Source organism: Pseudomonas sp. KUIN-1 (assembly GCF_009176725.1).
In the GTDB taxonomy this organism is placed as follows: Bacteria; Pseudomonadota; Gammaproteobacteria; order Pseudomonadales; family Pseudomonadaceae; genus Aquipseudomonas; species Aquipseudomonas fragariae.
Window position 1 is genome coordinate 4,522,475 of the sequence record NZ_AP020337.1, and the last position, 13,997, is coordinate 4,536,471.

At 58.8% G+C, this 13,997-nt stretch carries 11 protein-coding genes and 1 pseudogene; 11 read left to right on the forward strand and 1 reads right to left on the reverse strand.

The window, feature by feature from the left end; genetic code table 11:
- The first annotated feature begins 339 nt into the window (after nt 1-339).
- Nucleotides 340-1,260: an ornithine carbamoyltransferase gene (gene argF, locus KUIN1_RS20250; protein ID WP_003412919.1), complete on the forward strand. Its 921-nt coding sequence runs from the start codon at nt 340-342 to the stop codon at nt 1,258-1,260.
- A complete protein-coding gene (locus KUIN1_RS20255; RefSeq protein ID WP_003405435.1) occupies nt 1,257-2,330 on the forward strand; it encodes an ABC transporter ATP-binding protein in 1,074 nt (357 codons plus the stop codon). The genes argF and KUIN1_RS20255 overlap by 4 nt, the downstream gene beginning before the upstream one ends.
- An 8-nt stretch (nt 2,331-2,338) precedes the next feature.
- Here KUIN1_RS20255 and ybaK read toward each other — a convergent pair.
- Nucleotides 2,339-2,810, reverse strand: a pseudogene (ybaK, locus tag KUIN1_RS20260) (Cys-tRNA(Pro) deacylase).
- A gap of 341 nt (nt 2,811-3,151) precedes the next feature.
- Between ybaK and KUIN1_RS20265 the strand changes: the two are divergent.
- The 9 genes from KUIN1_RS20265 (at nt 3,152) to KUIN1_RS20310 (ending at nt 13,990) form a co-directional block, all read left to right on the forward strand.
- The gene (locus KUIN1_RS20265) at nt 3,152-4,009 is read left to right on the forward strand and encodes an MIP/aquaporin family protein (protein ID WP_024652090.1); all 858 of its coding nucleotides are present in this window, start codon (nt 3,152-3,154) and stop codon (nt 4,007-4,009) included.
- A gap of 59 nt (nt 4,010-4,068) precedes the next feature.
- Nucleotides 4,069-5,574, forward strand: a complete 1,506-nt coding sequence (gene glpK / locus KUIN1_RS20270; protein ID WP_003405430.1) for a glycerol kinase GlpK — start codon at nt 4,069-4,071, stop codon at nt 5,572-5,574.
- 99 nt (nt 5,575-5,673) lie between these two features.
- Entirely contained in the window at nt 5,674-6,429 is a 756-nt protein-coding gene (locus KUIN1_RS20275; RefSeq protein ID WP_011169330.1) for a DeoR/GlpR family transcriptional regulator, read from the forward strand.
- Between the two features lie 520 nt (nt 6,430-6,949).
- On the forward strand, nt 6,950-8,488 hold the full coding sequence (gene glpD / locus KUIN1_RS20285) for a glycerol-3-phosphate dehydrogenase (RefSeq protein WP_152092232.1): 1,539 nt from the start codon (nt 6,950-6,952) through the stop codon (nt 8,486-8,488).
- A gap of 347 nt (nt 8,489-8,835) precedes the next feature.
- Entirely contained in the window at nt 8,836-9,750 is a 915-nt protein-coding gene (locus KUIN1_RS20290; RefSeq protein ID WP_103378879.1) for a glutamate/aspartate ABC transporter substrate-binding protein, read from the forward strand.
- A gap of 128 nt (nt 9,751-9,878) precedes the next feature.
- A complete protein-coding gene (locus tag KUIN1_RS20295) occupies nt 9,879-10,625 on the forward strand; it encodes an amino acid ABC transporter permease (RefSeq protein ID WP_011268727.1) in 747 nt (248 codons plus the stop codon).
- Nucleotides 10,626-11,291, forward strand: a complete 666-nt coding sequence (locus KUIN1_RS20300; RefSeq protein ID WP_002554865.1) for an amino acid ABC transporter permease — start codon at nt 10,626-10,628, stop codon at nt 11,289-11,291.
- Complete coding sequence (locus tag KUIN1_RS20305) at nt 11,288-12,022, forward strand: amino acid ABC transporter ATP-binding protein (RefSeq protein WP_116886914.1); 735 nt, start codon at nt 11,288-11,290, stop codon at nt 12,020-12,022. The genes KUIN1_RS20300 and KUIN1_RS20305 overlap by 4 nt, the downstream gene beginning before the upstream one ends.
- A 60-nt stretch (nt 12,023-12,082) precedes the next feature.
- On the forward strand, nt 12,083-13,990 hold the full coding sequence (locus KUIN1_RS20310; protein WP_011268729.1) for a sensor histidine kinase: 1,908 nt from the start codon (nt 12,083-12,085) through the stop codon (nt 13,988-13,990).
- The last annotated feature ends 7 nt before the right edge of the window (nt 13,991-13,997 follow it).

The following is a 13,997-nucleotide window of genomic DNA, read 5'->3' on the forward strand; positions in this document are numbered from 1 at the left end:
GCAGACGTGGACTGTTACAGGATTGGTACTAATTGCCAAGCGCTATTTGGGCAGTGTACAAATGCTGCCTTCGGAAAAAGTGCAGATGGCTGTCAACCTTCTCAGCGTAGCCAGTTTTTGCCCCGTCAACACAGAATAACGGCGTCCCCTCTATCCGGGACGCCACTAGTACCCATGTTTCAGAAAAACGCATGCTATTGGTAAGACGCGACATTTTTTTATACTATCGCGCCTTTCTTATTCGTCGCCCCGTGCGGCTTCCGCCGCAGGTCTAGCCCGTTTTATCGATAAAAACCGGCTTTGATAACCTGCGGTCTGTTGCAGAAAAGGTAGTTAATCATGAACGCCAGGCACTTTCTCTCGATGATGGATTACACCCCGGATGAACTCTTGGGCTTGATCCGTCGTGGCGTAGAGCTTAAAGACCTGCGAAATCGCGGTGTACTTTTTGAACCGCTGAAGAACCGGGTCTTGGGGATGATTTTCGAGAAATCCTCGACACGTACCCGTCTTTCTTTTGAAGCAGGGATGATTCAGCTCGGTGGCCAAGCCATCTTTTTGTCGCATCGGGACACCCAGCTGGGCCGTGGCGAGCCGATTGCCGACAGTGCAAAAGTGATGTCGCGCATGCTGGATGCGGTCATGATCCGTACTTATGCGCACAGCAATCTGACCGAATTCGCCGCCAATTCACGCGTGCCGGTTATCAACGGCCTGTCCGATGACCTGCACCCGTGCCAGTTGCTCGCCGACATGCAGACCTTCCTGGAGCATCGCGGCTCGATCAAGGGCAAGACCGTTGCCTGGATCGGCGATGGCAACAACATGTGCAACAGCTATATAGAAGCGGCGATTCAATTCGACTTCCAGTTGCGTGTGGCCTGCCCTGCCGGCTACGAGCCAAACGCCGAGTTCCTGGCACTGGCTGGCGAGCGGGTCACCGTGGTCCGCGATCCGAAAGCCGCAGTTGCCGGCGCCCATCTGGTCAGCACCGATGTGTGGACCTCCATGGGTCAGGAAGAGGAAACCGCCCGGCGCAAGAAGTTGTTCGCGCCGTTTCAGGTCACGCGCGCCCTGCTCGACCTAGCCGACAAGGACGTGCTGTTCATGCACTGCCTGCCTGCCCATCGCGGCGAAGAAATCAGTGTCGACCTGCTGGATGATTCGCGCTCGGTCGCCTGGGATCAGGCAGAAAATCGCCTGCACGCGCAGAAAGCACTGCTGGAGTTTCTCGTCGCGCCGTCCTGCAAGCCCGCATGAACCCGTTGCTGCTGAATCTGCGCAACCTCGCTTGCGGCTATCAGAACCAGCGCGTGGTGCAGGATCTGAACCTGCACCTCAACGCGGGCGATATCGGCTGCCTGCTGGGCTCGTCGGGCTGCGGCAAGACCACCACACTGCGCGCCATTGCCGGTTTCGAACCGATCCATGCGGGTGAGATCACCCTGGCGGGCGAAGTGATCTCCCGGCCGGGCTGGACCCTGCCGCCGGAGAAACGCCACATCGGCATGGTGTTTCAGGATTACGCGCTATTTCCGCACCTGAGTGTCGCCGAAAACATCGCATTCGGCATTCGCAACCACCCGCGCCTGGATCAGGTGATCGCCGAGTTGCTTGAACTGGTCAACCTCGGCGCGCTGGGCAAGCGTTATCCTCACGAGCTGTCCGGTGGGCAGCAACAGCGAGTGGCGCTGGCCAGAGCGTTGGCGCCCGAGCCGCAGCTCCTGCTGCTCGATGAGCCCTTCTCCAACCTGGACGGCGAGTTGCGTCGGCGCCTGAGCCATGAGGTGCGCGATATTCTCAAGGCGCGTGGCACCAGCGCGATTCTGGTGACTCATGACCAGGAAGAGGCTTTTGCCGTCAGCGATCACGTCGGTGTATTCAAAGAAGGGCGCCTGGAACAGTGGGACACGCCCTACAATCTTTATCACGAACCCCGTACGCCGTTCGTTGCCAGCTTCATCGGCCAAGGCTATTTCATTCGCGGGCAGATGATGGACCCGCAATCGGTGCATACCGAACTCGGCGTATTGCGCGGCAACCGGGCATACCCGGGCGTCAGTGGCACCGCCGTGGATGTCTTGTTACGTCCTGACGATATCGTCTACGCGCCGCACAGCGACCTGAAAGCAAGGGTCATCGGTCGAACCTTTCAGGGCGCCTCGACCCTGTATCGCCTGCAACTGTCGACCGGCAGTCAACTGGAAGCCATTTTCCCCAGCCACGCCGACCACGGCCAGGGTGAGGAAGTCGGTATTCGTGTGGCAGCTGACCATCTGGTGCTGTTCCCGGCGCCCGGCAGTGTGGCCGTGCAGACGCTCAATAACTGAGGCGCAGGTCATTCCCTGCCGATCGGGGCAAACCTGGCCTGGGTATGTTCAGCCAGCACTGCTGGCGAAAGCTCGACCTCAAGCCCCCTCCTCCCGGCACTGACGTAAATGCTTGCAAAGCGCTGCGCGGTCTCGTCGATAAAGGTGCGCAGGCGCTTCTTCTGGCCCAAAGGGCTGATACCACCCAACAGGTAACCCGTCGAGCGTTGCGCCGCCGCAGGGTCGGCCATCTCGGTTTTTTTTGCTCCGGCAGCCTGCGCCAGCGCCTTTAGATCAAGTGTTCCGACGACCGGCACGACGGCGACCAGTAACTCGCCTTTTTCGGTACTGGCGAGCAGCGTCTTGAAAACCTGTGCAGGCTCCAGACCCAGCTTTTCCGCTGCCTCCAGCCCATATGACGGCGCTTTCGGATCATGTTCATAACTGTGAATGCGATGTTCGGCGCGGTTTTTTTTTCAGCAAATCCAGTGCAGGTGTCATGCAGCGCTCCAAAAGGTTCCGAATGCCCATCACTTTAAGCGAAGTAAAGTGAACATGCCTTGATTCACGCCACCTGCGACACTGATAGCCTTTTGATAACAGCCTGAATTACCCGGTATAAAAGGGCCTTGCGGGGTGCTGGCGACTTTCTGACCGTTCGGTTCCGACCTTTGACAGCGGTGTTTCTTGCCTATATTTTTTCGTTTACGAATATTATCGAAAGCGATTTTTCGGTATAACTCGCAACGGCGATCAGAAATGGGGTTTTTTCTGAGACGCACGAATAACGAGCACCCACGCCTGTCTCAGGGTGCCGAGACAAAAACAAAAATGAGGTTTCCATGTCCATCGCATTAAAACAACCGACGCTCACCGGGCAATGTGTGGCTGAATTTCTTGGCACCGCCCTGATGATTTTTTTCGGCACAGGATGCGTTGCAGCGCTCAAGGTCGCGGGAGCCACTTTCGGTCTTTGGGAAATCTGCATCATCTGGGGCATGGCCGTCAGCATGGGGATCTACCTCAGCGCCGGCATCTCAGGTGCCCATCTCAACCCGGCCGTCAGCATCGCGCTGAGTCTGTTCGCCGGTTTTGAAAAACGTAAATTGCCCTTTTATATCTCGGCACAGATCGCAGGCGCGTTCTGCGGAGCGGGTCTGGTGTACCTGCTGTACATCAGCCTTTTTTTCGACTTCGAACATGCTCACCACATCATTCGCGGCAGCGAGCAGAGTCTTGAACTGGCGTCGGTGTTCTCGACGTATCCAAACCCGGCCATTTCGGTCGGTCAGGCCTTTCTGGTCGAAGTGGTCATCACCACCATTCTGATGGGTGTGATCATGGCCTTGGGCGATGACAGCAATGGTTTGCCACGCGGCCCGCTGGCACCCTTGCTGATCGGCCTGCTGGTAGCCGTGATCGGCAGCTCGATGGGCCCGCTGACCGGTTTCGCCATGAACCCGGCGCGCGACTTCGGTCCGAAGCTGATGACCTTCTTCGCTGGCTGGGGTGAAATGGCCTTCACCGGTGGTCGCGACATTCCTTATTTCCTGGTTCCGATTTTTGCGCCCATTCTGGGTGCCTGCCTTGGTGCTGCCGGCTACCGCGCGCTGATTGCGCGTCATCTGCCAAGCGCCGCTCCTGTTGAAAATGAAAAAGAGGCTCCTGTGGTTCGCGGCAAAGTTCAGGCTTCATCTTGATTTCACTCAATTTGAATCTCACCCAACTGAATCCCACCCAATAATGCAAGGCAATCGACATGACTGACACACAGAACAAGAACTACATCATTGCTCTTGACCAGGGCACCACCAGCTCGCGCGCGATCATCTTCGACCGCGACGCCAACGTGGTGAGCACTGCCCAAAGCGAATTCGTTCAGCATTACCCGCAGGCAGGCTGGGTCGAACACGACCCGATGGAAATCTTCGCCACTCAGACCGCGTGCATGACCAAGGCGCTGGCGCAGGCCGATCTGCACCACAACCAGATCGCCGCGATCGGTATCACCAATCAGCGTGAAACGACCGTCATCTGGGAACGCGACACCGGCCGCCCGATCTACAACGCCATCGTCTGGCAGTGCCGCCGCAGCACCGAGATCTGCCAGCAGCTCAAGCGCGATGGCCTTGAGGAGTACATCAAGGACACCACAGGCCTGGTGATTGACCCGTACTTCTCCGGCTCCAAGGTCAAGTGGATCCTGGACAACGTCGAAGGCAGCCGTGAGCGCGCCCGCAAAGGCGAGCTGATGTTCGGCACCATCGATACCTGGCTGATCTGGAAATTCACCGGCGGCAAGGTTCACGTCACCGACTACACCAATGCCTCGCGGACCATGCTGTTCAACATCCATACGCTGGAATGGGATCAGCGCATGCTCGACGTGCTGGATATCCCGCGCGAGATGCTGCCGGAGGTCAAAGCCTCCTCCGAAGTTTACGGCCACAGCAAGAGCGGCATCCCGATCGCCGGTATCGCAGGCGACCAGCAGGCGGCGTTGTTCGGCCAGATGTGTGTCGAACCCGGGCAGGCCAAGAACACCTATGGCACTGGCTGCTTCCTGCTGATGAACACCGGCAAGAAAGCCGTGAAATCGGCGCACGGCATGCTCACCACTATCGGCTGCGGCCCGCGTGGCGAAGTGGCCTATGCGCTGGAAGGCGCGGTCTTCAACGGTGGCTCGACGGTGCAGTGGCTGCGCGACGAACTCAAGCTCATCAACGACGCGCTGGACACCGAATACTTCGCCGGCAAGGTCAAGGACAGCAACGGCGTGTACCTGGTGCCGGCGTTCACGGGTCTGGGCGCACCTTATTGGGACCCCTACGCACGAGGCGCATTGTTCGGTCTGACCCGTGGCGTGAAAGTCGATCACATCATTCGTGCAGCGCTGGAATCCATCGCCTATCAAACCCGCGACGTGCTCGATGCCATGCAGCAGGACTCCGGCGAACGCCTCAAGTCGCTGCGTGTGGACGGTGGTGCCGTGGCCAACAACTTCCTGATGCAGTTCCAGGCAGACATCCTCGGCACCCACGTCGAGCGCCCGCAAATGCGTGAAACCACGGCACTGGGTGCCGCCTTCCTGGCCGGTCTGGCGATCGGTTTCTGGAGCAGCCTGGACGAGTTGCGCAACAAGGCCGTGATCGAGCGTGTGTTCGAGCCATCGTGTGAAGAAGCGCATCGCGAAAAACTTTACGCAGGCTGGCAGAAAGCAGTCGCGCGTACTCGCGACTGGGAACCGCACGAAAACGAAGAGTGACAGCGCTGTTGTAAGGAGGGGAGCAGGATTCCGGCTGACAGGTTGTACTTTCCTGCGGCATGATGGGCGCCATTTGTAGAGGGCGCCCAAGGAAAAACAATGAACCTGCCTCCCCGCCAACAACAGATCCTCGAACTGGTCCGTGACCGTGGCTATGTCAGCATCGAGGAGATGGCGACGCTGTTCGTCGTGACCCCACAAACCATTCGCCGTGATATCAATCAATTGGCGGAAATGAACCTGTTGCGCCGCTACCACGGCGGCGCGGCCTATGACTCCAGCATCGAAAATACCGCCTACGCCATGCGTGCGGACCAGATGCGCGACGAAAAACAACGGATCGCCGAGGCCATCGCCGCGCAGATCCCGGACAACGCCTCGTTGTTCATCAATATCGGTACCACCACCGAATCCATCGCACGTGCGTTGCTCAACCACAACAACCTGAAGATCATCACCAATAACCTGCATGTGGCGTCGATCCTCAGCACCAAGGATGATTTCGAGGTGCTGATAGCAGGCGGCAATGTGCGACGTGACGGCGGCGTTGTGGGCCAGGGCAGCATCGACTTCATCACCCAGTTCAAAGTGGACTTCGCCCTGGTGGGCATCAGTGGCATCGACGAAGACGGCAGCCTGCTGGATTTCGATTACCAGGAAGTTCGGGTGTCCCAGGCGATCATCGCCAACGCTCGCAAAGTGCTGCTGGCGGCTGATTCCAGCAAGTTCGGACGCAACGCCATGGTCCGCTTGGGGCCGATTACCCTCATCGATTGCCTGGTCACCGACCAGCCACCGGTGCCCGCACTGCAGCAACTGCTGACCCAGCACAAGATTCGTCTGGAAGTGGTGTGATTGTCAGGCGCGAGCGGTGTTCGCGCGGCGGTCCGCAGTGCTCATGAAGACGGTGCATCGAGCGCCCCATTTTCTGGAGTCTGTACCGGCCTCTTCGCGAGCAAGCTCGCTCCCACAAGACTTGTGTATGTATGGCGCAGCGCGCATCTGTGACGCGGAGCGGCACCCAAGGCATTCCCACGCTGGAGCGTGAGGAACGATAGATGTCCTGAAGAACACCATCGTGCCCATGCTCCGCGTGGGTATGCCGTTCCGGACGCTCTGCGTCCTCTCCTGTTTCGGCGGGGCAGCTCAGAGCTGTGACGCAGAGCAGTTCCGTGCCGACTGTGCACCGATCCTCCCTGTGCTAATTCCCGCCCTACAATGTTCACATTTGTTCTTTTCTTTGTTTCATCATCAGTATTTTCAATCGATACGTGCTGGCAACGGTCATTTTATTGAGCTATGATTTTCGGAAATGAACATTAATGTTCAGATTCGCCTTTCGAGCACTGCTCACGAATTGTCCAGGAGGCCACCAATGCCCCACACCAACGTGCCAACCCCGCCCCTCTCAGAGGTTTACGACATTGCCGTTATTGGCGGTGGCATCAACGGTGTCGGCATTGCAGCGGATGCCGCCGGTCGCGGCCTTTCGGTTTTTCTGTGCGAAAAGGACGACCTGGCCAGCCACACGTCTTCGGCCAGCAGCAAGCTGATCCATGGCGGCCTGCGCTATCTGGAGCACTACGAGTTCCGCCTAGTGCGTGAAGCCCTGGCAGAACGCGAAGTGCTGCTTTCCAAAGCACCGCACATCGTCAAGCCAATGCGCTTTGTGCTGCCTCATCGCCCGCACCTGCGTCCGGCCTGGATGATTCGCGCCGGGATGTTCCTGTATGACAACCTCGGCAAGCGTGAAAAGCTGCCGGCATCGCGAACCATTCATTTCGGTGCGGACAGCCCGCTCAACCCGAGCATCACCCGCGGTTTCGAATATTCCGACTGCTGGGTCGACGACGCGCGTCTGGTCGTGCTCAACGCCATGTCCGCTCGTGAAAACGGTGCGCACATTCATACTCAGACCCGCTGTGTCAGCGCCCGCCGTATCAAGGGCATGTGGCATCTGCATCTGGAGCGCAGCGACGGCAGCCTGTTTTCGATCCATGCCAAGGCATTGGTCAATGCGGCAGGCCCGTGGGTGGCCAAGTTCATCCGTGAAGACCTCAAGCTCGACTCGGCTTACGGCATCCGCCTGATTCAGGGCAGCCACCTGATCGTGCCGAAACTGTACGAAGGTGAGCACGCGTTCATTCTGCAGAACGAAGACAAGCGCATCGTGTTCACGATTCCGTACCTGGAGCACTTCACTATCGTCGGCACCACCGACCGTGAGTATCAGGGCGATCCGAACAAGGTGGATATCACTGAAGGCGAGATGGATTACGTACTGAAAGTGGCCAATGACCACTTCAAGAAACAGTTGAGTCGCGCAGACGTGCTCCACACGTTCTCTGGCGTGCGCCCGCTGTGCAACGACGAGTCCGATAATCCGTCTGCCATCACCCGTGATTACACGCTTTCGTTGTCAGGCGGCGCTGACGAAGCGCCGATTCTGTCGGTGTTCGGCGGCAAGTTGACCACCTACCGCAAACTGGCCGAGTCGGCGATGGCGCAGTTGGCACCGTTCTTCAAACAGATGAAACCGAGCTGGACGGCCAAGGCTGCCCTGCCGGGTGGCGAAGACATGACCACCGCCGAAGCGCTGGCAACAGAAATGACCCGCCGCTGCAGCTGGCTGCCAGCCCCTATCGCCAAACGCTGGTCGATCACTTACGGCAGCCGCAGCTGGCGCTTGCTGGAGGGTGCGCAAAGCCTGGAAGACCTTGGTCAGCATTTGGGGGCGGGCCTGTATACCCGCGAGGTCGATTACCTGTGCGACCAGGAATGGGCCACCAGCATCGAAGACATCCTGTGGCGCCGCACCAAGCTCGGTCTGTTCACGACGCCTGAAGAACAGGCTGCCGTGAGCAGCTACCTGGAAACAGTGGTGCGCAACAAAGCCTCTTTCGAAGCGGCCTGATCATCCGCCTGCAACCTGTTCACCCATCGCGCGGTGAACAGGCTTCTATACTTGCTGCCCTCTTCCTGCACAACCCCTTCCATTCGGTTTTCCGAACAATCGACCCCGCCTTATTCGGCTTCCCGGACGCATTGATCCGTAACACCAAAGCCAATATAAAGAAATCCCTTTAAATTCAGCATGTTGACTTCTTAAAAAAGCTTGGCACGACTCATGCTCTACATTCTGAACCGAGCGTTTCGACAAGGGCGTGTGTCTGGATGTGGACGCCGTTGAAGCATTCGCCAAGAAGCGGGCCGACTCTGATGGCGGCCCCATCAATAAAAAATGAAATCAAGGACTCACCCATGCGCATCGTTCCCCACCTGTTGGGCGCAGCAATCACTGCCGCTCTGATCAGCACGCCGGTTTTCGCCGCCGAACTCACCGGCACTCTGAAGAAGATCAAGGAATCCGGCACCATCACGCTGGGCCATCGTGACGCCTCCATTCCGTTTTCCTACATAGCGGATGCTTCGGGCGTACCTGTGGGCTACTCCCATGACATCCAGCTGAAAATCGTCGAAGCCATCAAGAAAGACCTCGACATGCCTGACCTCAAGGTCAAGTACAACTTGGTGACTTCGCAGACCCGTATCCCGCTGGTTCAGAACGGCACCGTCGATGTGGAATGTGGCTCGACCACCAACAATGTCGAGCGTCAGCAACAGGTCGATTTCTCCATCGGCATCTTTGAAGTCGGCACACGCCTGCTGTCGAAAAAGGACTCCAGCTACAAGGATTTCGATGACCTGAAAGGCAAGAACGTCGTCACCACGGCCGGCACTACTTCCGAGCGCATCCTCAAGGCGATGAACGCTGACAAGCAGATGGGCATGAACGTGATCTCCGCCAAAGACCACGGTGAATCCTTCCAGATGCTCGAGTCCGGCCGTGCCGTCGCGTTCATGATGGACGACGCGCTGCTGGCAGGCGAAATGGCCAAGGCCAAGAAGCCGGACGACTGGGCAGTGACCGGCACTGCACAATCCTACGAAATATACGGCTGCATGGTTCGCAAGGGTGACGCCCCGTTCAAGAAGGCCGTGGATGACGCCATTGTCGCCACCTACAAGTCTGGCGAAATCAATGCCATCTACAGCAAGTGGTTCATGTCGAAAGTCCCGCCTAAAGGGCTGAACCTGAATTTCCCGATGAGCGACAAGCTCAAGGAGCTGATTCAGAACCCGACCGACAAAGCGGCTGACGACAAAAAAGCCTGAAGGACCGGTTCGGCCAGTCCGAACTGACGGTATCCCGGGCGGGCACTGCCTGGCCGGGATCGCCTCGTCACTCCTGACTGACGACAGTGCGTGCATTTCGATAGCAATAAAAAGAGGGGGAGACCCTGATGAATTACAACTGGGACTGGGGCGTATTCTTCAAGTCCACCGGCGTCGGCAGCGAGACCTATCTGGACTGGTTCATCTCCGGGCTGGGCTGGACCATCGCCATTGCTGTAGTTGCCTGGATCATTGCCCTGATACTGGGCTCGGTGCTGGGCGTCATGCGCACCGTGCCAAACCGTCTGGTGTCAGGTATCGCCGCGGTATACGTGGAAATCTTCCGTAATGTGCCACTGCTGGTGCAGCTGTTCATCTGGTACTTCCTGGTGCCCGACCTGCTGCCGGAAAACCTGCAGGAGTGGTACAAGCAAGACCTGAACCCGACCACCTCCGCGTTCCTCAGCGTAGTGGTCTGCCTTGGCCTGTTCACCGCTGCACGGGTCTGCGAACAGGTGCGTACCGGCATTGAAGCACTGCCGAAGGGCCAGGAATCGGCCGCACGCGCCATGGGCTTCAAGCTGCCACAGATCTACTGGAACGTGCTGTTGCCGCAGGCTTACCGGATCATCATTCCGCCGCTCACCTCCGAATTCCTGAACGTGTTCAAGAACTCATCGGTAGCGTCGCTGATCGGCCTGATGGAGTTGCTCGCACAGACCAAACAGACCGCCGAGTTCTCTGCCAACCTGTTCGAGGCCTTCACCCTCGCGACGCTCATCTACTTCACGCTGAACATGAGCCTGATGCTGCTGATGCGTGCGATCGAGAAGAAAGTCGCCGTACCGGGACTCATCTCACTGGGGGGCAAATAAATGGACTTCACTGGAATCGTTCCGGCCATTCCCGGTCTGTGGAACGGCATGGTCATGACCCTCAAGCTGATGGCGATGGGTGTCGTCGGCGGCCTGGTGCTTGGCACGCTGCTGGCGCTGATGCGCCTGTCGTCGAACAAGCTGCTGGCCAATGTGGCCGGCGCCTACGTGAACTACTTTCGTTCGATCCCGCTGCTGCTGGTGATCACCTGGTTCTATCTGGCCGTGCCGTTCGTGCTGCGCTGGATTACCGGTGAGGACACGCCCATCGGTGCGTTCGCCTCCTGCGTCGTGGCCTTCATGATGTTCGAAGCAGCGTACTTCTGCGAAATCGTCCGTGCCGGTGTGCAGTCGATCTCCAAGGGACAAATGGGCGCCGCTCAGGCGCTGGGCATGAACTACTCGCAAATGATGCGACTGATCATCCTGCCCCAGGCGTTTCGCAAGATGACCCCGCTGCTGCTGCAACAGAGCATCATTCTGTTTCAGGACACCTCCCTGGTGTACACCGTCGGCCTCGTCGATTTTCTCAACGCATCGCGCTCAAGTGGCGACATCATCGGGCGCGCCAACGAGTTCCTGATCATTGCCGGTCTGGTGTATTTCACGATCAGCTTTGCCGCCTCGCTGCTGGTGAAGCGTCTGCAAAAAAGGTTTGCCGTATGATTTCCATCAAAAACGTCAACAAGTGGTATGGGGACTTCCAGGTACTGACCGATTGCAGCACCGAGGTCAGCAAGGGTGAAGTGGTGGTGGTGTGCGGCCCGTCCGGCTCCGGCAAATCGACCCTGATCAAATGCGTGAACGCGCTGGAGCCGTTTCAGAAAGGCGAGATCGTCGTCGACGGCACATCGATCTCCGACTCGAAGACCAACCAGCCGAAACTGCGCTCGCGGGTCGGCATGGTGTTTCAGCACTTCGAACTGTTTCCGCACCTGAGCATTGTCGAAAACCTGACCATCGCGCAGATCAAGGTACTGGGCCGCAGCAAGGCCGAAGCCACCGAGAAGGGTCTGAAGCTGCTGGACCGCGTCGGTCTTTCCGAGCATGCGCACAAGCATCCCGGCCAGCTTTCCGGTGGGCAGCAACAGCGTGTCGCCATCGCGCGCGCGCTGGCGATGGACCCGGTGGTCATGCTGTTCGACGAGCCCACGTCCGCACTTGACCCGGAAATGGTCAATGAAGTGCTCGACGTGATGGTGCAACTGGCCCAGGAAGGCATGACCATGATGTGCGTGACCCACGAAATGGGCTTCGCGCGCAAAGTCGCCAACCGGGTGATTTTCATGGACAAGGGGCAGATCGTCGAAGACTGCGCCAAGGAAGAGTTTTTCGGTGACGTGAGCGCACGCTCGGAACGCGCCCAGCAATTCCTCGCCAAGATTCTTCAGCACTAGGCAATAGCTTGACGGCTGTCCGCCTATCAGCGGGCAGCTGTTCGGTCCAGGACGACTGTGATGAAATGCGACCCCACTCTTTATCGCGCCGCCCCGCCATCACTCGCCGTGAAACCCCGTCTGATCCGTCAACTGTTTCTGCCGCCGCTGATTCTCATGCTGATGATCGGGCTGGGCTATATCGCCTATCTGGTCAGTGAACACAGCGGCATCAAGAGCCTGCGCGAAACCGGCGAACGCCAGCTCGAGCTGCACGCGCGCACGGTCGAGAGCGAAATCAGCAAATACACCTACCTGCCCAGCGTGCTGGAGCTCGAATCCAGCGTGTCGCAGTTGCTGAACGAACCGGGACCCGAGCTTCAGCAGCAGGTCAACCGCTACCTCGAAGGGCTGAATCGACGCAGTCGCAGCCGCGCCATTTATGTAATGGATACCACCGGACGCGTGCTGGCCACCAGCAACTGGCGTGACGCTGACAGTTATCAGGGTGAAGACCTGTCTTTCCGTGCCTACTTTCAGGACGCGGTGCGCGGCCTGCCCGGGCGCTTTTACGGCATCGGCACCACCACCGGAGAGTCGGGCTATTACCTGGCGCACGGGCTGGAAGACAAAGGCCGCATTATCGGCGTTGCGGTGATCAAGGTGCGCCTCGAAGCACTCGAAGAACGCTGGCAGCGGGCACGGCTGGAGGCGTTTGTCAGCGACGAGAATGGCATCATCATCCTCTCCAGCGACCCGGCCCGGCGTCTGAAATCAGTGCGCCCGCTCACGGCTGAGGTCAAGGAGCGCCTGGCTCGCAGCCTGCAATATTACTGGTGGCCGCTCAACGAACTGGTGCCACTGGAACGGGAAACCTTGTCCGAGGGCGTCGAGACACTGGTTTTCCCCGCCAACATCAGTGTCGACCGCGAACACAAAAAGGTCAGTTATCTGGCCCAGAGCCGCCCGCTGAGTGACACCGCCTGGCACCTGACACTGCTTACCCCGCTGGAGAATCTGCGCCGTGAAGCGGCCAATCAGGGCATGCTGGTCGCCGTGGCTTGCGCGCTGGTGACCTTTCTGCTGATCGCCTGGAACGAGCGGCGCAAGGTCATCTCGACCCGGCTTGCGGCCAGGGAAGCGCTGCAGGCTGCCAACAACGAGCTGGAACGCAAGATCGCCGAACGTACCGAACACCTGCGGGCCAGCAACGAACGCCTCAAGGCGCAGATTCGTGAACGAAGGCAGGCTGAAGACACCTTGCGCAAGGCGCAGGACGAGCTGGTACAGGCCGGAAAGCTGGCAGCCATCGGCCAGATGTCGACCAGCATCGCGCATGAACTGAACCAGCCTCTGGCCGCACTGCGCACCTTGTCCGGCAACACCGTGCGCTTTCTGGAACGAGGTGCGCTGGACACCGCGAGCACCAACCTGCGTACCATCAATGATCTGGTCGATCGCATGGGCCGCATCACCGCCAGCCTGCGCGCATTCGCCAGACGCGGCGACGATCAGGGCCAGGCGCAACTGAGCAAGGCTGTCGATGCGGCGATGCAATTGCTGGGCGTGCGCGTGGAGCAGTCCGGTCTGACGCTGCATCGAGACTTCGTCGACGCCACCCTGACCATCGACCAGACCCGCCTGGAACAGATTCTGGTCAACCTGATCGGCAACGCACTGGACGCCATGTTCGACCTGCAGCAACCGGAGTTATGGCTCACCGGATCGGTTATCGACGGCCGATACCGTCTGCGGGTACGTGATAACGGGCACGGCGTCGATGCCGACGCGCGCAAGCATCTGTTTGAACCTTTTTTCACCACCAAACCGGGCGAACAAGGCCTGGGCCTGGGCCTGACACTGTCGGCGAGCCTTGCCGCCGCAGCCGGGGGCAGCCTGAGCGCAGAGCATCCGCAGGACGGCGGTACGACGTTTGTCCTGAGCCTGCCGTTCATCCCCGATGCCCGCCACCCGGACAGCCCGACATGAGACGACA